15 protein-coding genes and 1 CRISPR repeat array (1 of these 16 cut by a window edge) are annotated in these 21952 nt (G+C 74.3%); of the genes, 6 read left to right on the top strand and 9 right to left on the bottom strand.

What is annotated here, in order from left to right:
* Positions 1–721: a CRISPR direct-repeat array (repeat unit 29 nt; unit sequence GGGGTCATCCCCGCGGGTGCGGGGAGCAG) (it extends 39 nt beyond the left edge of the window).
* 507 nt (positions 722–1228) lie between these two features.
* On the top strand, positions 1229–2305 hold the full coding sequence (locus tag ACFV7Q_RS29255) for a lytic polysaccharide monooxygenase (RefSeq protein ID WP_385432839.1): 1077 nt from the start codon (positions 1229–1231) through the stop codon (positions 2303–2305).
* 12 nt (positions 2306–2317) lie between these two features.
* On the opposite strand, the gene ACFV7Q_RS29250 is transcribed toward ACFV7Q_RS29255, so the two are convergent.
* From ACFV7Q_RS29250 to ACFV7Q_RS29240, 3 genes are all read right to left on the bottom strand, one after another.
* The gene (locus ACFV7Q_RS29250) at positions 2318–3187 is read right to left on the bottom strand and encodes an esterase/lipase family protein (protein ID WP_385432837.1); all 870 of its coding nucleotides are present in this window, start codon (positions 3185–3187) and stop codon (positions 2318–2320) included.
* Positions 3188–3349: 162 nt separating this feature from the next.
* A complete protein-coding gene (locus ACFV7Q_RS29245) occupies positions 3350–4342 on the bottom strand; it encodes a hypothetical protein (protein WP_385432835.1) in 993 nt (330 codons plus the stop codon).
* Complete coding sequence (locus ACFV7Q_RS29240; protein WP_385432833.1) at positions 4339–7956, bottom strand: DNA polymerase III subunit alpha; 3618 nt, start codon at positions 7954–7956, stop codon at positions 4339–4341. Before ACFV7Q_RS29240 ends, ACFV7Q_RS29245 begins: the two co-directional genes overlap by 4 nt.
* A gap of 116 nt (positions 7957–8072) precedes the next feature.
* Here ACFV7Q_RS29240 and ACFV7Q_RS29235 point away from each other — a divergent pair, with 116 nt between their 5' ends.
* Positions 8073–9191 (top strand): DUF3533 domain-containing protein, encoded by a 1119-nt coding sequence (locus ACFV7Q_RS29235; RefSeq protein WP_385432831.1) that lies wholly within the window; start codon positions 8073–8075, stop codon positions 9189–9191.
* Positions 9192–9232: 41 nt separating this feature from the next.
* Here ACFV7Q_RS29235 and ACFV7Q_RS29230 read toward each other — a convergent pair whose 3' ends face one another.
* Complete coding sequence (locus ACFV7Q_RS29230) at positions 9233–10492, bottom strand: vanadium-dependent haloperoxidase (protein WP_385432829.1); 1260 nt, start codon at positions 10490–10492, stop codon at positions 9233–9235.
* Positions 10493–10782: 290 nt separating this feature from the next.
* On the opposite strand from ACFV7Q_RS29230, the gene ACFV7Q_RS29225 reads away from it, so the two are divergent.
* Complete coding sequence (locus tag ACFV7Q_RS29225) at positions 10783–11643, top strand: alpha/beta fold hydrolase (protein ID WP_385432827.1); 861 nt, start codon at positions 10783–10785, stop codon at positions 11641–11643.
* Between the two features lie 2 nt (positions 11644–11645).
* Here the strand turns inward: ACFV7Q_RS29225 and ACFV7Q_RS29220 are convergent, their stop codons facing one another.
* The 3 genes from ACFV7Q_RS29220 to ACFV7Q_RS29210 form a co-directional block, all read right to left on the bottom strand.
* Positions 11646–12419, bottom strand: coding sequence for a hypothetical protein (locus tag ACFV7Q_RS29220; protein ID WP_385432825.1), 774 nt, complete (start codon positions 12417–12419; stop codon positions 11646–11648).
* Positions 12420–12525: 106 nt separating this feature from the next.
* Positions 12526–13401, bottom strand: a complete 876-nt coding sequence (locus ACFV7Q_RS29215) for a S1 family peptidase (protein ID WP_385432823.1) — start codon at positions 13399–13401, stop codon at positions 12526–12528.
* 404 nt (positions 13402–13805) lie between these two features.
* A complete protein-coding gene (locus ACFV7Q_RS29210; RefSeq protein ID WP_385432821.1) occupies positions 13806–15158 on the bottom strand; it encodes a DUF5685 family protein in 1353 nt (450 codons plus the stop codon).
* A gap of 284 nt (positions 15159–15442) precedes the next feature.
* Here ACFV7Q_RS29210 and ACFV7Q_RS29205 point away from each other — a divergent pair, with 284 nt between their 5' ends.
* Positions 15443–15892, top strand: a complete 450-nt coding sequence (locus ACFV7Q_RS29205) for a cell division protein SepF (RefSeq protein ID WP_385432820.1) — start codon at positions 15443–15445, stop codon at positions 15890–15892.
* A gap of 9 nt (positions 15893–15901) precedes the next feature.
* On the opposite strand, the gene ACFV7Q_RS29200 is transcribed toward ACFV7Q_RS29205, so the two are convergent.
* Both ACFV7Q_RS29200 and ACFV7Q_RS29195 read right to left on the bottom strand, forming a co-directional pair.
* Positions 15902–17071, bottom strand: coding sequence for an acyl-CoA dehydrogenase family protein (locus ACFV7Q_RS29200; RefSeq protein WP_385432818.1), 1170 nt, complete (start codon positions 17069–17071; stop codon positions 15902–15904).
* Between the two features lie 29 nt (positions 17072–17100).
* A complete protein-coding gene (locus tag ACFV7Q_RS29195; RefSeq protein ID WP_385432816.1) occupies positions 17101–18921 on the bottom strand; it encodes an MFS transporter in 1821 nt (606 codons plus the stop codon).
* 295 nt (positions 18922–19216) lie between these two features.
* On the opposite strand from ACFV7Q_RS29195, the gene ACFV7Q_RS29190 reads away from it, so the two are divergent.
* Positions 19217–20356: a hypothetical protein gene (locus ACFV7Q_RS29190; RefSeq protein WP_385432815.1), complete on the top strand. Its 1140-nt coding sequence runs from the start codon at positions 19217–19219 to the stop codon at positions 20354–20356.
* 283 nt (positions 20357–20639) lie between these two features.
* Positions 20640–21767, top strand: a complete 1128-nt coding sequence (locus ACFV7Q_RS29185) for a phosphatase PAP2 family protein (RefSeq protein ID WP_385432813.1) — start codon at positions 20640–20642, stop codon at positions 21765–21767.
* Positions 21768–21952: the final 185 nt, after the last annotated feature.

The raw sequence follows: 21952 nt of genomic DNA, 5'->3' as shown, positions 1-21952 counted from the left end.
ACCGCCACCACCGCCGGACTGGGGTCATCCCCGCGGGTGCGGGGAGCAGGCCTGAGTCAGCTCGTCCATCGACTGACGGACGGGGTCATCCCCCGCGGGTGCGGGGAGCAGCCGATCGCGGCGATGGCGTCCGTGACGCCGTCGGGGTCATCCCCGCGGGTGCGGGGAGCAGAACAAGCGCCGCCTGACTGACGTCATCGCGGAGGGGTCATCCCCGCGGGTGCGGGGAGCAGGAGCTGCAGCGCGCGTTCGGTGACATGGACGGGGGGTCATCCCCGCGGGTGCGGGGAGCAGTTCGCGCCGCCGTGCGTCAGCCGGAGCGGCGTGGGGTCATCCCCGCGGGTGCGGGGAGCAGTGTGGCGGGCCCATCGGGTGAAGCGGACGCCAGGGGTCATCCCCGCGGGTGCGGGGAGCAGTCGAAGCCGTCGGCGTTGACCGCGGTGTCGCCCGGGTCATCCCCGCGGGTGCGGGGAGCAGCCGTCCGGGCCTTCTTTGAGCGGTTCGCCGTCGGGGTCATCCCCGCGGGTGCGGGGAGCAGTTGCCTGCCTCGCCCGCCTCATCGTCGGCGCCGGGGTCATCCCCGCGGGTGCGGGGAGCAGAACTCGCATGCCGGCGATACGCCGGCCGAGGCGGGGTCATCCCCGCGGGTGCGGGGAGCAGTGTTGGCGGCACGGCCGGGATGCTCCAGCTGCGGGGTCATCCCCGCGGGTGCGGGGAGCAGGCTTGTTGAGCTGCGATGTTACTCGGGGGCTGCTCTGGTTTCGTTCGCTTTCACCGATACGGACTTTGGCGACATTCGGGTTGTCGTAGGGCTTCCCAGGAGCCCTGGCTCGGGGCCCCAATCGGTGCGGTCAGTGGAGAGGCTTTCGCCGATTGCCAGGCTCGGGCCCAGGGAGTCGGGCGGGGAGCCGGCGCCGGCAATGCTCGTCGGGCTCCGGCGGGCTTCCACTGGCGCTGCGAACCGTTGCCTCACGTCTGCTTCTGCCGTCCAGCGTCCGGCACCTGAGGCCCTGCCTATCCCCGGCTTAAGCGGAGCCTAAGGATCTCGGGCAGGGGCTCCGTGCGGGCGGAACGGGCCGTTCGGGCCGCTAGCTTGGCGGCGCCGGGGTGGACCGGCGTGCGGGGCCGGGCCCACGGGGGCGGCGCCGTACCGCCCGGCTCCCGGCCCGTCCGCCACCGCGGGGCCCCCGCCCCGTGGGCTCCGCCGCCCGCTCCGAGGAGAGCCGCCATGCCCGCACGCCACCGCCTCCGCATCCTGACCCGTATCGCCGCGGCCGGCTTCGCCCCGCTCGTGGTGGCCGTGTGCCCGGCCGCGCCCGCGGCCGCCCACGGATCCATGACGGACCCGGTCAGCCGGGTCGCGGCCTGCTACGCGGAGGGGCCGGAGTCCCCGAAGTCGGCGGCCTGCAAGGCGGCCGTGGCCTCCAGCGGGACGCAGGCCTTCTACGACTGGAACGCGGTGAACATCGCCAACGCGGCGGGCCACCACCGGTCGCTGATCCCCAACGGGCAGCTGTGCTCCGCCGGCAACGACAAGTACCGGGGCCTGGACCTGCCCCGGGCCGACTGGCCGGCGGGACCGATGACGGCCGGCCCGCACACCTTCCGCTACAAGGGGACCGCCCCGCACCGGGGCACCTTCGAGCTGTACGTCACGAAGGACGGCTACGACCCGTCGAAGCCGCTGACCTGGGCGGACCTGGAGTCGGCGCCGTTCGCGAAGGCCACCGACCCGGGCATGCAGGGCGGCGACTACGTGTTCTCCGGGACGGTCCCCCGCAAGTCCGGCCGGCACCTGATCTACAGCATCTGGCAGCGCTCGGACAGCCCGGAGGCCTTCTACACCTGCTCGGACGTGGTGTTCGGCAAGGACAACGGCGGCGGCAACGGCGGCGGCAACAGCGGCGGCAAGGGCGGCGGCAACGGCACCGTCCCGAGCTCCGTGCCCAGTGCCGAGCCCAGCGGCAAGCCCGGTGGCGAGCCGAGTGGCGAGCCGGACCCGGGCTCCCGCCCCGCCGAGGCCCCCGCGCCCAAGGCCCCGACGGACCGCCAGATCGCCGACGGTCAGGGGAGGTCCTCGGTGGAGCACGACGGCCACGGCGACGACGACCCGAAGACGAACGGCGTCACCGCGCTCGGCGCGGCCGCGACGGACGCGCCCGCTGCCGGCGGTGCCGACCTGGCGCAGACCGGCGGCAGCAGCGCCACCCCGGCGATCGCGATCGCCGGGGCGGGCGTGCTGGCCGTCGGCTCGGCCGTGTTGTTCGCGGTGGCCCGGCGCCGGGCGACGGCCGGCCGCGGTTAGCCCGGGCGGCGGTCAGTCGAAGACCGAGGCGCAGGTGGTCCGTTCGGCGTGGGCGGGATCGAGGGCGTTGAGCGCCTCGTGCCAGGCGATCCGGGAGGTGAGCCCGATGGCGACGTGCTCGGAGAGGTCCAGCGGGCACAGGTCCTGCAGGACGACGTTGCGCACGTTGTTCCCGGTGCCCTGGAGGAAGCCGCTGCGGAAGGGCGTGACCACCTGGTCGTACTTCGTCGCGATCACCGTGTACTGGACGCCGGGCACGGTGTCCCCGCCCGCGTTCAGCCCGGTGAGGAAGGGGGATCCGGCGATCTGGTCGGCGAGGCCGGGGGTCTTGGAGCTGATCAGGTCCTCGGCGCCGGGGAAGTACGGGAGCAGCGCGGTGAGGCCGGACAGGGTCGTGCCGTGGTTGTCGGGCGCCAGTCCGACCAGCGCGTTGACCTTGTCGGCTCCGCCGAGGAACTTGAGGTAGTAGTTCGGCATCATGCCGCCCTGGGAGTGGCCGACGATGTCGACCTCGGCGGTGCCGGTGGCGGAGAGCACCCGGTCGACGAAGGCGGAGAGCTGTCCGGCGGACTTGTCGACCGGGCCCAGCCCGTGGAAGAAGGGGACGCCGGACAGCTGGCCGTAGTCGAGCGAGTAGACGCAGTACCCGCGGTGGACGAGGTACGGGGCGAAGCCGAGCCAGTTGTCGACGGAGTTGCCGAGGGTGCCGTGCACGAGGACCACCGGGCGGGGGTGGGCGGCGGACGGCTTGCAGGACCAGTTGTTCCAGCCGCTGCTCGGTGCGGAGGCGGCCTGTGCCGTGCCGGTGGGGGCGGCGAGGGCGGCGGCGGTGAGGACGAGGACGGCCAGCGGGCGGAGCAGGCGTCGTAGCCAGGGCAGCATTGAGTGATCTCCTTGCGGCTCAAGGGGAATGGACGTGGGGGCTCATCCCGTGATCCGGATCACAAGGCGTGCTGCTGACGCCAAATTACGGTCGAGTAGCAAGACTGGGAAGTTACGCGTCAGTAAAAAACTGCGCCGCGGCCCGCCGTACCCCCGCGGCGGTCACGCCGCCCTGTGGAAGGTGGTGGCCGGGCGGACCGTGCCGGGGCCGAAACGGGCGTTCGCACGGTCGACGGCCGCCTCCACCGTCAGCCGCGCCTCGCGGACCGGGTCCAGCGAGAGCTGCCGGGCCACCCGCTCGGAATCCGTCAGGTCCTCGGCGCGCAGCACCATGCCGGTCAGCCGCGCCCGTTGCAGCCCGGCCGCGTCCAGCAGGCGGTACGCCGCCGCCCGCAGGTCCTCGTCGTGCGCGGACGCCTCCGGGAGCCGGCGGGCCTTCTCCCAGTGGCCGCCGCCGGCGAACTGGAGGGTCAGGGACAGGGCCCGGGCCGCCTGGCGGCGTCCGCGCAGCACCGCCCCCAGTCTGACCACCAGGCCGAGGAGCACGGCCCGGGCGTGCGGGCCGTCGAGCTCGTGTCGGGTGAACCCGCTCCGGACGGCGGCGGACGGGGGCAGGTCCTTCGGGGTGACGGGGCGCGGGTCGATCCCGCGGGCGCGCTCCGCGGCCAGTCGGCCGGCCCGCCGGCCCAGGATCCGTTCGACGGTGCCCGGGGAGACGGACGCCACCGCGCCGACGGTATGCAGTCCGTACCCGCGCAGCGCCTCGGCCTGCCGGGGGCCGATGCCGTACAGCTCCTCCACCGGCAGCGGCCCGAGGAACCCGTCCACGTCGTCCTCCGGCACGGCCAGGACGCCGCCGGGCGCGGGCACCCGGGCGGAGGCCGTGGCCGCCACCGCCCAGGTCGCGGCGACCCCGATCCGTACGTCCGTGCCCAGCCGGGCCACGGCGCGCAGCCGCACCAGCTCGGCGATCCGGCGGGCGTCCGCGCCGAAGTAGCGCCGGGCGCCGCGTACGTGGACCAGTGCCGCCCGCGGAGGCAGGGCCTGGACCGTCGGGGAGAACTCCCGCAGCAGCTCCAGGACTTCGCGGTACCCCTCCTCGGACACCGCCGGGGCGCACCGTACGTGCAGGACGCCGTTCTCCCGGGCCGTCATCCCGCGCTCCCCGGGCTGGAGTGCCACAGCTTGCGTCCGGTCGCGGCGCGGTCGCCGGCGGGTTGGAGGTCGGCCCACGGGTTCATCTCGTACCCGGTGGGCAGGTGGATGCGGCGCCCGGAGTCGACGGACGCCGGACCGTGCCCGGACCCGGGCTCGGCTCCGGACCCGGGCTCGGTCCCCGGCCCGGCCCCGTTCGTGCCCGGCGGCGGCTCGGCCAGCCGGGCAGCGACCGCGGACGGGCCGCCGGAGCGGCGCAGTTCCACCAGCTCGGCCAGGTTCCAGGCGGCTGCGCCGACCACGCTGAGGCTCTGCGGCCCGCGCCGCTGTACGACGCCCCTGACCAGCAGCAGGAACGAGTGGAAGACGGTGTGTGCGCAGGCCTCGTGGCTGTCGTCGAAGAAGGCCAGGTCGACCAGGCCCGTCCCGTCGTCCAGGGTCGTGAAGATGACCCGCTTCCCCGACCGGATCGGCGGGGTCTGGGTGGCCGCCTTGGCCCCCGCGACCAGCACGGTCCGGCCGTGCTCGACCTCGCGCAGCCGGCGGGCCGGGACCACGCCCAGCTCCGCCAGGAAGGCGTGGTGGTCACCCATCAGGTGCCGGGAGGCGTCCATGCCGAGGACGCCCAGCTCCGCGCTGAGCCGCTCCTCGTCGGTCAGGTCGGGCAGGCCGACCGGGGCCGTCGACCGCCCACCCTCCAGAGGGAGTTGGGCACCACCTCGGGCCCCGGCCGGGCGCCGCTGCGCACCGTGCAGCTCGGCCAGGTGCAGCAGCAGGTCGCGCCGGTTGGCGCCGAAGGCGTCCAACGCGCCGACCTGGGCCAGCCGTTGGGCGACCGGGTGGCCGGGGTGGGCCCGGTCCCAGAAGTCGCGCAGCGATCCGTACGGCTGTCCGTCCTCGATGCGCAGCGCCTCGGCCCCGCTGATGCCGTGGACGTCGGACAGGGCCAGCCTGAGCCCCCACACCGGGGGTTCGCCGGGCACCGGTTCGATGCGGTGGGCCACCGCCGACCGGTTCACGTCCAGCGGCAGCACCGGCACGCCGCGCCGCCGCGCGTCCGCGAGCAGCAGCCGCTTCGGGTACATGCCGGGGTCGTGGGTGAGCAGCCCGGCGTAGAACGCCGCCGGGTGGTGCGCCTTCAGCCAGGCCGACTGGTACGTGGGCACGGCGAAGGCCACCGCGTGCGCCTTGCAGAAGCCGTAGCTGCCGAAGGCCTCCACGATCTCCCAGGTCCGGCCGATCACCTCCGCCGAGTAGCCCCGTCCGGCGGCCTGCGCCGCGAACCAGGCCTTGATCCGCGGCTGCGACTCGGGGTCGGAGAGCCCGCGGCGGACCCGGTCCGCCTCGTCCCGCCCGCAACCGGTCAGGACGTGCACGATCTCGATGACCTGCTCGTGGAAGACCACCACCCCGTACGTCTCCTGCAGCGCCGGTGCCAGGTCCGGGTGCGGGAAGCGGACGGGGGCCCGCCCGTGCCGGGCCTCGATGAACGGCCGCACCATGTCGGCGGCCACCGGCCCGGGCCGGAACAGCGAGATGTCGACGACCAGGTCGTGGAAGGTGGACGGCTGGAGCCGTCCCACCAGGTCGCGCTGGCCCGGCGACTCGATCTGGAAGCAGCCCAGCGTCTCGGCCGAGCGGATGAGCTCGTACGTCGCCCGGTCGCCCGGCGGCACCTGTGCGGGGTCGTCCAGGTCGAGCTCCTCGCCGGTGGTGCGCCGGACCTCCGCGACCGCGTGCGCCATCGCGGACTGCATCCGCACGCCCAGCACGTCGAGTTTGAGCAGGCCGAGTTCCTCCACGTCGTCCTTGTCGAACTGGGACATGGGGAAGCCCTCGCCGCTGGTGGGCACCACGGGGGTGCGGGCGAGCAGGGAGGCGTCGGAGAGCAGCACCCCGCACGGGTGCATGGCGGTCCCGCGCGGCAGCGCGTCCAGCGCCTCGACGAGCTCCCAGAGCCGCCCGTGCTCCTCCTCGTGCACGCCGCGCAGCTCGGGCAGTTCGGCGAGGGCCGCTCGGGCGTCGCGGGCCCGGATGTGCGGGAAGGCCTTGGCGAGCCGGTCGACGGCGGCCGGGTCCATGGACAGGGCGGCGCCGACGTCGCGGACGGCGTGCCGGACGCGGTAGGTCTCGGGCATGGAGACGGTGGCGACGCGCTCGGTGCCGAACCGGTCGATGATCCTGCGGTAGACCTCCAGCCGGCGGGCGGACTCCACGTCGATGTCGATGTCGGGCAGGACGTGGCGGCGCTTGGACAGGAAGCGCTCCATCAGCAGGCCCTGGGCGACGGGGTCGGCGTGGGCGATGCCGAGCAGGTGGTTGACGAGGGAGCCGGCGCCGGAGCCGCGGGCGGCCACGCGGATGCCCATCTCCCGTATGTCGTCCACGACCTGGGCGACGGTCAGGAAGTACGAGGCGTAGCCGTGGTAGGCGATGATGTCGAGCTCGTGGTGCATCCGCTCCCAGTAGGCGGGGTCGTCGGCGTAGCCGCGCAGCACCATGCCGGCGGAGGCGCGGGAGGCGAGGACGCGCTGGGCGGTGCGGTGGGCGGCGCCGACGAGGTGGGCCTCGGGGAAGTGCACGGAGCCGATGCCGAGGTCGTCCTCGGGGTCCACCGTGCAGGTCTCGGCGGTGCGCCGGGTCTCCGCGAGCAGCCGGCGCGCGTCGGCCGGGCCGAGGCCGGCGGCCCGGGCGATCCGGTCGGCGGTCTCGGCCATGGCGGCCGGGGGCTTGAGCCAGCGTTCACCGCTGTCGAGGGGGCCGCGGGGGTCGACGGGGACCAGGCGGCGGGCCGCGTCGAGGACGTCGGCGACCGGGCCCTGGTCGGGGTCGGCGTAGCGGACGGCGTTGGTCAGCACGGCCGGGACGCCCTGCTCGGCGGCGAAGCCGACGGTGCGGGCGGCCAGCCGCAGCGAGCCGGGGCCGGTGCCGGTGCGGCCGTGGTGGACGGCCTCCAGGCGCAGGGAGTTCCCGAAGACGTCCCGCCAGGGTGCGAGCAGCCGTGCGGCCCGGTCGGGCCGGCCGGCGGCCAGGGCCCGCCCCACCTCGGAGCCGGGGCCGAGCAGGACGTAGACCCCCGTTCCGTGGAGGGCGTCCCAGGGCAGGACGGGCTGGCCGCCGGGGATGCCCTGGGCGCCCGGGACCCCTGGGGCGTCAGCAGCCCGCCCGGCATGGGCGGCGGTGACCATGCGGCACAGCTCGGCCCAGCCGGCGGCTCCGTCGCGGGCGAGGAAGACGGCCCGGGGCGCGGACTCGTCCACGAAGGCCCCGCCCCTGACGGGGGTCCGCCGCCGGTACGACGCCCCCGCGCCGGAGGTGTCAGCGCCGTCGGGGCCTCCTGCCGGGGGTGCGGCCGAGACGGCCAGGTCGGTCCCGAACAACGGCCGGATCCCGGCCTTCGCACATGCCTTCGCGAACCGCACCGCACCCGCGAGGGTGTCCCGGTCGGTCAGGGCGAGGGCGTCCATGCCCCGCTCGGCGGCACGCTCCGCCAGCCGTTCCGGGTGCGAGCCTCCGTAGCGCATGGAGAACCCCGAAACGGTGTGCAGATGCGTAAACCCGGGCACCCGCGGCCTCCTGCTTCGTTCGTCGAACACCTCCCCCGTCTCCACCATAAGGCAATTCGAATATTCGTGCGAAACGTTTGTTCGATCATCCGGGGGTCACCCGTCCCTAGTCCGTTCGGCCCGCCCCTGCTGCGCCCCGCCCCCGGCCCGAGCAGCGTGTGAACATGATCCAGAGCACCGACGCAGGCCGGTCCGGCGGGTTCGCCGCCGAGATCAAGGACGCCGTGACCATCCGGGCAGCCCTGCTGGTCCTGGGCGTGCTGGCCCTCCAGCTCGCCTTCATCACCTCGTACATCGGGGCCTTCCACCAGCCCCGGCCCAGGGAGGTCCCCCTCGCCGTCACCGCCCCCGCCCCGGGGACCGCCGAGCAGTCGGTACGGCAGCTCCGCACGCTGCCCGGCACCCCGCTCGACCCGCACGAGGTGCCGGACGAGGCGACCGCGCTCCGGCAGATCGAGCACCGGGACGCGGACGGCGCCCTGATCATCGACCCGGCCGGCACGACGGACCGGCTGCTGGTCGCGAGCGGCGCCGGCGCCTCGCTCTCGCAGGCCCTGGAACAGGTCGTCCGCCTCGCCGGGGAGTCCCAGGGGCGGAGCCTCCAGGTGGTCGACGCGGCCCCGGCCGCCGCGGGGGACGCGCGCGGTCTGAGCTCCTTCTACTTGGTCGTCGGTTGGTGCGTCGGCGGTTACCTGTGCGCCGCGGTCCTCGCGGTCAGTGCCGGCGCCCGGCCCGCCAACACCGCCCGCGCGGTCATCCGGCTCGGCGCCCTGCTGCTGTACGCGGTCGTCGCCGGGCTGCTCGGCGCCCTGATCGTGGGTCCGGTACTGGACGCCCTGCCCGGCGGCACCGCCGCCCTGTGGGGGCTGGGCACGCTCGTCGTCTTCGCGGTCGGCGCGCTCACCCTGGCCTGCCAGGGCCTGGCCGGGGTGGTCGGCATCGGCCTGGCGATCCTGCTGGTGGTGGTGCTCGGCAACCCGAGCGCGGGCGGCGCCTACCCGTACCCTCTGCTCCCGCCGTTCTGGAGCACCATCGGCCCGGCCCTACCGCCGGGGGCGGGTACGTACGCCGCGCGCTCGATCGCGTACTTCGACGGCAACGGCACGGCCGGGCCGGTACTGGTGCTGGCCGCCTGGGCGGTGGCCGGAGCGGCCGTCACCCTGGTCTGCGCCGCCTTCCGCAAGGGTCGCCCGGGGACCGCCCTGGGCAGCGGGCTCCCCGAGGGCGCCGAGCGGCCCGGGGCCGGCGCGGACGACCGTCCCGCACCGGCAGCCGGACGCTGAGCCGCTGACCTCCGAGCGGCCGGGCTACTGGGCCTGGGCCGCTACCGGCCCGGCGCCGGTTCGAAGAGCCGGTCGGCGTGGCGCAGGGCGTGCAGAGCGACCGTCCGGCCGAGGACGACGCCCGCCTCGTCGGCCGATCGGCTGTGGATCCCGGAGAAGACGCGCGCGTCGACGTTCTCCCGGGTCAGCTCCGCCCAGCCGGTGTAGGTCCGGCGCACGCCGGGTGCGGTCGGGCTCGTCAACGAGAACGGCGCGGTCCGGGCCCCGACGAGGGCGCCCAGGACCACCTCGGACGCCCCCGCGTAAGTGGTGTGGCCGCTGGGGTAGTCGGGGTGGGCCGGGGTCTGGTGCAGCGGGGTCCAGGCCGGGTCGGGGGCGAGGGAGCCGGTCCGGATCGCGGTGACGGGGCGCCAGCGGGTGTGGGCGTACTTGCTGTCGGAGGTGGCGATCTGCGTGTCGACCAGGGCGGCGTGGTACAGGGCGACCAGTTCCGCCCGCCCCGCGGCCGAGCGGTGCGAGCGGGTCACGGCCACCCGCAGCGGCTCGGTGTAGAGGGTCAGCGACGAGCCGTACCAGAACTCGGCGGTCTCGGTCTGGCGCGGGGTGCGCACGGTGCTGTCGGCCTTTCCGTACGCGCGGACCTCGGCCAGGTCTTGCCGGTAACGGCGGGAGTCGAGCGCGGGCGGCGGGCCGAGCCGGTACTGGGACGGGGAGTCCAACAGGAAGGGCTTCGCGACGCGGTTGCCGTACTGGACCGCGGGGGCGTACCCGTCGGGCGTCGGCTGCCATACGCCGGGGGCGGCGGGCGGGACGGTGAAGGGCGTGTTCACGGCCGCCGGGTCGAGTCCGTCGCCCTCGCGCTCGGCGAGGGCGGCCCGGGCCTGGCGGGCCCCGGCGGCGACGCCCAGGGCTTCGGCGCGGCCGTCGGGGATTCGGCCGAGGGTGGCGGCGAGGGCGGCGTCGAGCTGCGGGGCGCGGGCGGGGGCGAGGGAGACCAGGGCGTCGTGGACGGCGGAGGCGACCGCCGCGTCCTGGAAGGCGGCCCGGTCGCGGCCGGCGGGTGCTTCCCGGGCGGCGCGAGCAGCGGCCAGCCAACTGATCGCCCAGGTGCGGCTGTTGGTGATCTGGGTCGTCACCCCCGCGGCGGCGACGGTCTGCGCGGTGGTGTCGTACCACTGGCGGACGACGGCCCCGCCGTCCGCAGTCGGGGCCGGGGCGGCCCGGGCGGCCGGGACGGCGGCCGTGGCGGCCAGCGCCATGGCGGCTCCGAGGGACAGCAGGGCAGAGCGGGACGGCTTCACGGACACTCCTGGTGAGGGCGACACGGTGCACCGGCAATGCGCCCCGACGCTAACCAACCGGCGCGGAACGGCACAACGGTCCCCGTGCGCCACGCGGCATCCGAAACGAGCCCTTCTCCCCGCGGTCACGCCCGCGCCACACGGCGGCGCCTCCGCGGGCGCCGACGGGCGGGAAGTGGCGGGCGCCACCACCGCTCCCGGTTCCGCTGCATCCGCCCCCCGGGTGCCTGCACGTGTGCTTCCATCGACAAACGGTGCAAGTCTGCCGCCCACGGGACCGGAGGACGGAAGTGCGCGTCGAGGTACCGTCCGGGGACGACCGGAAGCTGATCGCCGAGGAGTGGGGGGATCCGGCCGGGCTGCCGGTACTGCTGCACCACGGGACGCCGGGAAGCCGTCTCGGTGCCGCGCTGCGCGACGTCTCCGAGCAGCACCCGCAGTTCCGGTTCGTCGCCTACGACCGGCCCGGGTACGGGGACTCCGACCGCAGCCCGGGCCGCCGCGTGGCGGACGCCGCCGCCGATGCGGCCACCGTTGCGGACGCCCTGGGCGTGGGCTCCTTCGCGGTCGTCGGACGGTCGGGCGGAGGTCCGCACGCCCTCGCCTGCGCCGCACTGCTACCCGGCCGGGTGACGGCGGCGGCCGTTCTGGTGGGGCTCGCTCCCAGGGACGCCGCCGGGCTGGACTGGTTCGCCGGCATGACCCCGTACAACGTGGCGCACCACTCGCTGGCCGCCCGGGACCCGGAGGCCCTGGAGCATGAGCTCGACCTGCGGGCCGAGGTGATCCGTCGGGACCCCGGCCGACTGCTGCAGGACCTGCGGGCGGACCTCACGGAGGCGGATGAGCGGGTCCTCGCCGACGCACGGGTACGGCAGGCGATCGCGGACAGCCACTGCGAGGGCCTGCGCTCCTCCGCCCACGGTTGGCTCGACGACTCACTGGCCTTCTGCCGGCCCTGGGGTTTCGAGCCCGGGGCGATCGCCTGTCCCGTCATGCTCTGGCACGGCGCCGAAGACGTCTTCTCGCCCACGGGCCATTTCCACTGGCTGGCGGCGCAGATTCCCGGCAGCACCCGCGTGCTCGCACCCGGGGCCGGGCACTTCGCCGCGCAGTACGCGCTGTCGGAGGCACTGGATTGGCTCCGCTGAGCTCATTCGGCGGGCGCGGGACGGGGCGACGGCACGGACGCCGGGCCGCCCCCCGGACTCTCCGGCGGGGCCACGACCGGTTCGCGGGCCCCCTTGAGGCAGTCGATGATCCGCTCGTGCGTGTCCCCGACGCTGTCCGTCACGCGGATGCGCATGTGGAGCGCCCGTACCTCGTCGACGAACCGCTTCGAGAACACCCCCGTCCGTATGGTCTCGTACGTACCGGTCGCCACCAGGGGGAACCCCGGCCCGAACGCGACGAGGCTGTAGTCGACCGCCTGCCGCAGCCCCGCCGCACCCAGTTGCTCGCCGACGGCACGCAGACCGGTCCACGCGTCCTCGTTGACCGGGCCGCCGACCTGATCGCCTTCCATCACCAGGCGGTAGTCGATGCTCTGCAGTGTCGCGGCGTGCTGACCGCCGTTGAACACGCCGGTGCTCCACGCCCGGTCCTCCCCCGGGAGCTCCCCGGCCGTGTAGGCGGACCGCCACCCCAGCATCGGCCGGACCGTACGCGCGTACTGGGCCCGGGCCAGGACGGCGCCCGCGGCGACGGCCAGCAGGCTGGCGAGCGGCTCCTCGCTCATCAGCTGCAGCCGCCACGGCCAGTGCGCGCGGGTCGCCTCGGGCAGGTTCGCCCGGACGACCTCCCAGACGAGGATCCCGACGAGCACGCACAGCAGCACCAGGGGTGCGGTGAACAGCATCGGACTGCGCCGGATCCGCCGCTGCGCGTCCGACGCCGGGCCGCCCGGGCCGGAGGTGGCACTGCCCATTGCCCCGCCTCGCTTTCCGTCAATGCCGAGCCCCCGCCCGGGGGTTCGGGCGGGGGCTCATGATTGTGCCGGGTGCCGGTGGGTGCCGTCAGGGTCGCGGTGGGCGTCAGTAGACGCTGACCCCGTAGGCGTTCAGGGCCTCGACGACCGGCTGGAAGAAGGTGGTTCCGCCCGTGGTGCAGTTGCCGCTGCCGCCGGAGGTGAGCCCGACGGCTCGGGTACCGGAGTAGAGCGGGCCGCCGCTGTCGCCCTGTTCGGCGCAGACGTTGGTGCGGATCATGCCGTAGACGACGTCGCCGCCGCCGTAGTTCACGGTGGCGTTGAGGCCGGTCACCGAGCCGCTGCGGGTGCCGGTGGTGGAGCCGCGCCGGGTCACGGACATGCCGACGGTGGCGTTGACGGCGCTGGTGATGTCCTGGCTGCCGACGGTCCCGGGCCGGGTCAGGGAGGCGTTGTCGTGGCGGACCAGGCCGTAGTCGTTGTTCGGGAAGCTGGAGCCCACGGTCGGGCCGATCGCCGTGGTGCGCGAGGAGTTCGTCCACCAGGTGCCCGCGCCGTCGGTGCAGTGGCCGGCGGTCAGCATGTAGTAGGTGCTTCCGCTGCGCACGTTGAAGCCGAGCGAGCAGCGCCAGCTCGACGCGTAGATCGCATCGCCGCCGGAGATCAGCTTGCGCAGGGTGCCCGGGATGCGCTCGATGCGCAGGGCTGCGGCGTCGGCTCCGGCCTCCGTACGGATCCTGGCGAGGTCCGCGGCGGTGACGGTGGAGTCGACGGCGACCACCAGGGTCCCGCCGGCGGGGTCGGTGTACCAGGCGGTGCCTGCGACGTCGGCGCGTTCGACGGCGGCGCTGGCCGAGGCGAGCTGGGTCGCGCTGAAGCCGCCGTCGGCGTTCGCGGCGGTGGGTGCGGCGAGCCCGGCGACGGCAGCCAGGCCGGCGGCCACCGCGAGCAGCCGGGTACGGATGATGCTCTTGATCCTCACTTCTCGTCCTCCCGGGAGGGATCGGGGGCCCGGCGGATGTGGGGGAGCCGGAGCCCGTGAGGCGCAGCCGGAGGTACGGCGGGCGCACTATTTTTCGTCGTGCCCCTGACAACCTCCCGGACAGTCGCTGTCGGGAGTGTCGCGGCGCCGGTCATGGGCGGCAAGGGCATCTTTCGGCCTCCGTCCGCCCGCGCCGGGCCGTCGCGGGAGCGTCTGCGACATCGTTCATGCCGCTCAGCCCTTCCACGCCGGCCCCGGCGGGAACCGCGCTGTACGCCGTCCGGGCCCGTGCCCGGGACGGCGGGCGTCACCTGACGGGGGATCGGCGGGCCGCCGCACCGCGGCCCGCTCGGGCCCCCGGCCCACCCGGGGCCCCGCCTCCCGCCGTCCCGGCCCCTCCCGGTTCAGTCGCAGCCGCAGCCGCAGTCACAGTCGCAGCAGCCCCCGCCGCCACCGCCGCCCTCAGCGCCACTGCTGTCGCTGTCGCCGCAGCTCCGGCAGCAGCCGTTGCAGGGCTCGCAGCACTCGCAGAAGTCGCACCAGGCGTCCCGCTTCTTTCGGGACCACGGGCCCTCGTACTCCGTGCAGCACAACTGGCAGGTGCAGAACAGCCCCACGGCCACCGCGCAGCCGGAGAGCAGCCCGCGAGGGGGCTTCCGCGGGGGCCGCCCGCCGCCCCCCGGGCCCATGGGCGGCGGCATCCCGGGACCACCCGGGCCGCCCGGGCCCCCGCCGTAGGGGCCGCCGCCATAGTGGCCCCCGCCGTACTGGCCGCCGCCGGGCGGGTTCCCGCCGTACGGGCCGCCCCCGTACGGGTTCCCGCCGCCCGGGCCGTAGCCCTGCGGCGGCACTCCGAAGCCGCCGCCCTGCCCGGCCGCGTTCATGGCCGTGTGGCCGCAGGAGCCGGTGCCGAAGGCCCGGTCCACCGAAGTCCGCAGCTCGTGCACCAGCAGCCGGTGGGCGAGGCCACCGTCCACGAACTCGACCTCCTTCAGGGCCAGCCGGATGCCGTGGAGGGCGTCGTCACAGAGCCGCCGGGCTTCGGCGAGCGGGGTCCCGGTGGCGGTCAGGGGGTTCCAGGCGCCCTTCTCGGCGTCCGCCGCCTGGTCTTCGACCGCGTCCAGCAGGTGTGCGAGCCGACCGAAGTAGCGGCCGGCCTCGGCGAGCGGGGCGGCGTTGCCGGGTCGTCCGGCGAGTGCCGCGGTGTGGGCGAAGGCCGCGGCCGTCGCGGTCTCCGTCGGCTCGGTCACCACGAGGACCGGGGTACCCGGGCCGGCCAGCGCCTCGATGTCCGTCTGCCGGTCCACGGCGTCGAGGAGCACGGCGGTGTCGAAGCCGAGCGCGGCCCCGGTGCGGGCGCCGGCGCGGTCCCAGCCGCGGGCCACCCGGCGCGCGGCCGCGGCGATCGGTGCGCGGGCCAACAGGCCGTCCCGGTCGGCCACGTGGTCCCGCACCTTCGCCGAGGCGAGGACGAGCGAGACCGCGGCCGCGAGTCGGGCGCCCTCCCCGTTCGCGACGGCGGCCGTGCGCATGCCGCGCAGCGGGCAGGGGCCGGCGGTGCGCCGGGCACCGGGGGCGGGGCCCGACTGAGCCTCCGTCAGAACGGATATGAGGAGCCCGTCGTAGTTGGTCACGATCCGGGCGAACTGTCCGTGATCTCCCCTGAGTGCCAGGCAGAGCCCGCAGAGATGGGCCATCCACTCCGTCTTGAAACGCTCCCCGAGCCGGTGCGCGCAGGGTCTGACGATGCCGAACAAACCAGGTCCCCCGTGTGTCAATCGCTTGCGAGAGGGGCATCGTATCGAGCCGGATCAGTCACCCGTACGCCCGTGCCGCCCACTCAGACGGCGGCAGTCTTCATATTTTCACTCTGTCAGCAGTGGCGCCCAGCGGGATCCTGACGGTGCAACGGATGTTCTGCACCAGTACCGTCACGAAAACCCTGCGCGGCGGCTATCCACTTGGCGCGTTGTCAGCATGATGGACGACCATAGGGGCAGCGGAGAGAAACAGACTGACCGCGGTGAGAGAGGAGGCGTCCATGGGTTCGGTACGCAAGGCGAGCGCTTGGCTGGGTCTCGTGGAGGACAGCGACGACGAGCGCTACTACGACGACGACTACGCGGAGGCCCCGCACGGTTCCGTTGCGGGACCGGGCGACCAGTGGGTCACCGACCCCCGGGTCAGAGTCGCGTCGGAGTCGGCCGTCGAGCAGGGCCGCCGGATCGCCACGGTCACGCCAGACGGCTTCCGCGACGCCCGCGCCATCGGCGAGCTGTTCCGCGAGGGCGTCCCGGTGATCGTGAACCTCTCGCAGATGGACCCGTCCGACGCCAAGCGCGTGGTCGACTTCGCGGCCGGTCTGACCTTCGGCCTGCGCGGCTCCATCGAGCGGGTGGCGACCAGGGTCTTCCTGTTGACCCCGGCCGACACCCAGATCGTGAGCGGCGAGACCGGCGGCCGGTCACGCGACTTCTTCAACCAGAGCTGAGGCAGGGCCTCACCGGAAGGCGTCGAGCCCGGTGAGTGCCTTGCCCAGTACCAGCTGGTGCATCTCCACGGTGCCCTCGTAGGTGAGGACCGACTCCAGGTTGGTGGCGTGCCGCATGACGGGGTACTCCAGCGAGATCCCGTTGGCACCGAGGACCGTCCGCGCGGTGCGGCAGATGTCGATGGCCTCGCGGACGTTGTTGAGCTTGCCGAAGCTGATCTGCTCCGGCCGCAGGGTACCGGCGTCCATACGGCGGCCGAGGTGGTGGGCGAGCAGGATGCCCTTGTGGAGCTCCAGCGCCATGTCGGCCAGCTTGGCCTGGGTGAGCTGGAAGCCCCCGATCGGCCGGCCGAACTGCTCCCGCGTCCGCGCGTAGTCGAGCGCGGCCTCGAAACTGGCCCGTGCCGCGCCCATGGAGCCCCAGACGATCCCGTACCGCGCGTGGCTGAGACAGCCCAGCGGTCCCTTGAGCCCCGTGACCCCCGGCAGCACCGCGTCGGCCGGCAGCCGCACGTCGTCCATGACCAGCTCGCTGGTGACCGAGGCGCGCAGCGACCACTTGTGCTTGATCTCGGGCGCCGAGAAGCCGGCCGAATCGGTGGGCACGGCGAAGCCGCGGATCCCCTCGTCGGTCTGCGCCCAGACCACCGCTACGGCTGCTACCGAGCCGTTGGTGATCCACATCTTGCGGCCGTTCAGGATCCAGTCGGAGCCGTCGCGCTTGGCGTGGGTGCGCATGGCCGCGGGGTCGGAGCCGATGTCCGGCTCGGTCAGCCCGAAGCAGCCGATCAGCTCGCCGGCCGCCATGCCGGGGAGCCAGCGCTGCTTCTGCTCCTCCGAGCCGTACTTCCAGATCGCGTACATGGCGAGGGAGCCCTGGACGGAGACCAGGGAGCGGATCCCGGAGTCGGCCGCCTCCAGCTCCAGGCACGCCAACCCGTACTGCACGGCGGTGGCGCCCGCGCACCCGTATCCCGTCAGGGACATGCCGAGGGCCCCGAGTGAGCCGAGCTCACGGGCCAGCTCGCGGATCACCGGCAGCTCGCCGGTCTCGTACCACTCTGCGACGTGCGGGAGGACGCGGTCGGCGGCCCAGCCGCGCACGGTGTCGCGGACGGCGAGGTCCTCGGGGCTGAGGAGCTCGTCGAGCCCGAGCGGATCGGTGGGTACGAAGGACACGGGGCCTCCCGGCGGGCCAGAGGATGAACCTAGCGGTGCAAGTTTGTCCTTGCCGCCGCCCCCGGTCCACCCCCGGCCGGGCCGGCGAGCGCGTCGCGGCCCGGCCTCGCCGGACCGGGGATCCGCGGTCCCTCGCCCGCCGGTGCGGCCTCGGTCCGGGCGGGACGCCCAGCGCGCTCGGCGCCGGCGGTCACGGCCGGATCGGTACGGCCGGCGGTCTCGGCGGGGTCGGCGTCGGCGTCCTCGCGGGCGTCGGTGCACTCCATGGCCCTCGGCAGCTTCAGCGCCATCAGGGCCCCCGCGAGCAGCAGGGCGGCGCTGACCACCAACGTGATGTGCAGGCCCTGCACGAACGAGTGGCGCGCCGCGTCGAACAGCGACTCACCCGCCGCGCCGCCCAGCCGGCCGGCGATCTGGTAGGCCTCGCCGAGCGAGTTCGCGGCGCTCCGGGCGTCTTCGGGGGACACGCCGGGGACGTCCAGCAGCCCCGGCGCGTAGGCGGCGTTCATGACGCTGCCGAGCAGGGCGATGCCCATGCCCGCGCCGAGCTGGTACGAGGTCTCGCCTATGGAGGCCGCCCCGCCGGCGGTCTCGGCCGGCGCCTCGCTCAACATCGACTCGTACGCGGCGAAGAGGGTCGTCTGGAGCCCGAAGCCGAGCAGGACGAAGCCGACGGTGAGCAGGACGGGCCGGTCGTGCTCCCCCATGAGCGTCAGCAGCAGTACGGCGAAGGCGGTCAGCAGGAAGCCCAGCGAGACCATGGTGCGCGGCCCGACCCGGGCCAGCGTGTACGAGCCGGTGGCCCCGGCAGCCATGGCCGCGAAGGTCAGCGGGAGCAGCCGCAGGCCGGTCTCCAGGGGGCTCAGCTCCAGCACGAGCTGGAGGTACTGGACCGCGAGGAGCTCCAGGCCGACCAGGGCCAGCATGGCGAGCACGATGCACCCGACGGAGGTGGAGAAGGCGGCGCGCGCGAACATCCGCATGTCGATGAGCGGGTGGGCGCGGCGTTTCTGCCGGCGGGTGAACAGCACGAGCAGGGCCACGCCGAGCACCAGCGGCAGCAGCGATTCGGCGTCGAGGAGCCGGCGCTCGGCGCCGAGCTGCTTGACCCCGAGGACCACCCCGAGCACACCGCCGGCGGCCATCAGCGCACCGAGCACGTCCCACGGCCCGTCGGCGGCGCCCCTGGACTCGGGCAGCAGCCAGCGCCCGAGCGGCAGGATCAGGGCCATCAGCGGGATGTTGATCAGGAAGACCGAGCCCCACCAGAAGTGCTCGATGAGGAAGCCGCCGAGGACCGGGCCGCTGGCGGCGCCGATCGCGGCGACGGCGGTCCAGATGCCGATGGCCAGCGCCCGTTCACGCCGGTCGGGGAAGACCTGGCGCAGGATCGACAGGGTGGCCGGCATGATCATCGCGCCGCCGACGCCGAGCAGGGCGCGGGCGACGATGAGGACCTGGGCGTGGTCGGCGAAGGCCGCCATCGCGGAGGCCGCACCGAAGAGGGTGTAGCCGAGCAGGAGTATCCGGCGGCGGCCGATCCGGTCGCCGAGGGTCCCGAAGAGGATCAGCAGCGCGGCGCACACCAGCGGGTACGCGTCGACGATCCACAGCAGCTCCACGGAGCCGGGTCGCAGGTCCTCGGTGACGGAGGGGACGGCGACGTGCAGGATCGTCGCGTCGAGCGCGACGAGGACCAGGCTGACGCACAGGACCGCGAGGACGACCCAGCGGTTGGTCCCGCCGGAGGCCGCGCGCAGCCGCGCCCCGAGGGGCGCGCGGTCGGCGGGCCCGTCGGAGGCGTATCTGCTGTCGGCGGTCCTGCGGTCGGCCGCGTTGGTCCCCGACATGCATGTACCTCCCAGATGAATCGCTCGCACTCGGCGGACCAGCGTCTCGGGCGGAGCCGCCGGGGTGTGCACGGGGGCGGCGTCCTACGGGGTCCGGCATCGACATGCGAGTGAACGGTCAGCGTACGCGAGTCCGCTTGTCCGGCACGTGGTCAAGCTCTCATCGCGGCGGCGGCCGCGGTGTGGTGTACGCCACTCGCCCCACCCGAGCCCCTCCTCGCCCTGCCTCCACGTACACGCCCGGTCACGACGCGTGGTTCGGCCTCGGGGCCCGCCACGGTCGCCACCGATAATCATGCCTGTGAAAGATCATGCTTTTCGCCGGGCCGCGCCCGCCCTGGCCGTCTTCACGGCGGTCCGACTGCTCGGGCTGGGCGTACTGGCGGCATGGGGGGCGGGAGCGGGCAGCAGTCCGCACACGCTGCTGTCGGCGCGCTGGGACTCCCTCTGGTACGCCCGCATCGCCGCTGAGGGGTACGGGTACGAAGTGGTCCTGCCGGGCGGGGCCGTCCACTCGAACCTCGCCTTCTTCCCGATGCTGCCCTGGCTGGAGCGGCTGGTCTCGGCGGCGACCGGGCTGGGACACGGCTCCGCGGGCCTGGTGGTCTCGGCAGTGGCGGGGCTCGCCGCGGCCTGGGGGATCTTCGCCGTCACCGACCTGGTGTGCGCCCGGCGGGACCTCGGCGTCGACGGGCGCCGGGCGGGGGTGTTCGCGGCCGGCGTCTGGGCCGCGCTGCCCGTGGGCATCGTGCAGTCCATGGCGTACAGCGAGTCGCTGTTCACGGCGTTGGCCGCCTGGGCCCTGTACGCGGCCCTGCGCGGCCGGTGGCCCGTCGCGGGACTGCTCGCGGCCGGGGCGGGGCTGACCCGCCCGGTCGGTGCCGCGGTGGTCGCGGCGGTGTGGGTGGCGATCGCCCTGGCCTGGCGGCGCGGCGAGCGCTCCTGGTGGATGGCGGTGGGGGCGGCCCTGGCCCCGGCGGGGGCGGCGGCGTACGTGCTGTGGGTGGGCTCGGACACCGGGCGCGGGCTGCTCGGGTACCTCGACGTGCAGGGCGGCTGGGGCAACGGCTTCGACGGCGGCACGGCCTTCGCCCGGTTCATCGGGGAGAAGTTGGCCTCGGGCGCGGCACCGGCGGGGATCGGGCTGATCGCGGGCGTGGTGCTGGTGCTGTGGCTGTACGCGCTGTGCGTGCGGCAGCGGCAGCCGGCCGTGCTGCTGGTGTACTCCGGGATCGTCCTCGCGCTGGCGCTCGGCGCGTCGGCGTACTTCGGGTCCAAGCCGCGGCTGCTGATGCCGGCCTTCCCGCTGCTGCTGCCGGCGGCGGTGGCGCTGGCCCGCCTGCGGCCGGGCAGGGCGGCCGCGGTGCTGGGGGCGGTGGCGCTGGCGTCGGCGGTGTACGGGGCCTTCTGGCTGAACGGCTCGGGCCCGCCGTAGGGGGCGGCCCGCAGACGTGACCGCGCCCGAGCCCGAGCCCACGCCCACGCCCACGCAACGGAATGGATCATTCCGATCCATGTTTCGGCAAAGGAAATGAACGTCACCGATAAAGCCCGGCCAGAAGTACGAAACAATGACCGGGCCAATGGATCCGACACTCCAACTAATGCCTTAATCCCAGGAATTAAGTGCCGCGTGAGACCAACTCCACATCACATGGTCATCACAAACCCGGTGATTCGCCCGGGCCGACCAGCGGCGCGCGGTAACGTCGATTGACGTGCGTACCGACCAAATCCTGTCCCGGCTGGAGCGGGTGTTCGCCCGACTGGACCGGGAACCCGAGCGACCGGCTCATCTGCAAACGCCGCAGATGAGCCGGCACCGCGTCGTGCTCTTCGGAGCGACCCTCGCCTTCTATCTCGCGATCGTGGTGGCCGTACTGACCACGTCCTGGCTCGTCCGCCTGGACTGGCAGGTCATGTTCTTCCGGCCGTACGACCAGTGGCCGCAACTGCACGCCTTCCTCGACTACCTCGTCGTGCTCGGGCAGCGCGGGCCCACCGCGGTCATGGTCGCCGCATGGCTCGGCTGGCGTTCCTGGCGGCAGCACACCCTGCGCCCGCTGATCACACTGGGCGTGGCGCTGCTCCTGCTCAACATCACCGTGGGCTCGGTCAAGCTCGGCCTCGGCCGCCTCGGCCCGCACTACGCCACCACGATCGGCTCCGCGGAGCTGTTCGCCGGCGGTGACATATTTCCCTCCGGCCACACCGCGAACGCCGTGGTGACCTGGGGCATCCTGGCCTACCTGGCCTCGACGGTGGTCACCCGACGGGTGCTGTCGGTGGTCTCCGCGGTCGTCTCGCTGAGCGTCGGCGCCACCACCGTCTACCTCGGCACGCACTGGGTCAGCGACGTCCTCCTCGGCTGGTCCGCGGGCCTGCTGATCATGCTGGCGCTGCCCTGGTTCGAGCCGCTCATCGCGGGCGTCGAAGCCTGGGTGTTCGAGCGGCGGGAGCGGATGCGGCGCCGCGTGGAAGCCGGAACGGTACCCGTGCCGGTCGCCACCGTGCTCGTCCCGCTGCTCTCCGCGGGCGGCAAGTGGCAGCTCCAGCGCGTCCCCGGGACCTCCGGCTCCCCGACCGCGGCGGGCGCCCCGGCCGCGGCCCGGACCGCGGAACCGGCGGCCGGCGCCCCGGCGGCCGCACAGGCCGGAGCACAGGCCGCAGCCCCGGCGGGCGGCACCGGGCACGCCACCGTGCCCCGGCCCGCGCACCACGCGGGCCGCTCGCACCTGGTCCGCTCCGAGCGGGTACCGGCCGCGCCGGGTGGCGCCCGCCGCCCGGCGCACGGAGAGCGGACCCCCACCGCACGCGCGGCCGCCCGACCGGCCACCAACGGCTGAGCGGCGCCCCGGGGACACCCCCGGAGCGGTACGCGGGGCGGTACGCACCCACCCCGTTCCCCTCCTCCACCGCACGCACCGGCGAAGGCGGGGCCGGCGAAACCCCCGGCCCCCAGAGACCGACGGTTTACACCCACAGAAGCGGGCGCCCCCGGTGTGTGTACAAAGAGGGGTAATAGAAAGTC

The organism is Streptomyces sp. NPDC059851, from assembly GCF_042732005.1.
Lineage (GTDB): Bacteria > Actinomycetota > Actinomycetes > Streptomycetales > Streptomycetaceae > Streptomyces.
Note: the sequence above shows the minus strand (reverse complement) of the source record. Positions and strands in the feature narration are given on the sequence as shown.

Bases quoted from the DNA above. Each gene is read 5' to 3' on its own strand.
- ACFV7Q_RS29255 (WP_385432839.1), top strand. From the start codon at position 1,229: ATGCCCGCACGCCACCGCCTCCGCATCCTGACCCGTATCGCCGCGGCC.
- ACFV7Q_RS29205 (WP_385432820.1), top strand. From the start codon at position 15,443: ATGGGTTCGGTACGCAAGGCGAGCGCTTGGCTGGGTCTCGTGGAGGAC.
- ACFV7Q_RS29195 (WP_385432816.1), bottom strand. From the start codon at position 18,921: ATGTCGGGGACCAACGCGGCCGACCGCAGGACCGCCGACAGCAGATAC.
- ACFV7Q_RS29220 (WP_385432825.1), bottom strand. From the start codon at position 12,419: ATGGGCAGTGCCACCTCCGGCCCGGGCGGCCCGGCGTCGGACGCGCAG.
- ACFV7Q_RS29250 (WP_385432837.1), bottom strand. From the start codon at position 3,187: ATGCTGCCCTGGCTACGACGCCTGCTCCGCCCGCTGGCCGTCCTCGTC.
- ACFV7Q_RS29245 (WP_385432835.1), bottom strand. From the start codon at position 4,342: ATGACGGCCCGGGAGAACGGCGTCCTGCACGTACGGTGCGCCCCGGCG.
- ACFV7Q_RS29190 (WP_385432815.1), top strand. From the start codon at position 19,217: ATGCCTGTGAAAGATCATGCTTTTCGCCGGGCCGCGCCCGCCCTGGCC.
- ACFV7Q_RS29235 (WP_385432831.1), top strand. From the start codon at position 8,073: ATGATCCAGAGCACCGACGCAGGCCGGTCCGGCGGGTTCGCCGCCGAG.
- ACFV7Q_RS29240 (WP_385432833.1), bottom strand. From the start codon at position 7,956: ATGGTGGAGACGGGGGAGGTGTTCGACGAACGAAGCAGGAGGCCGCGG.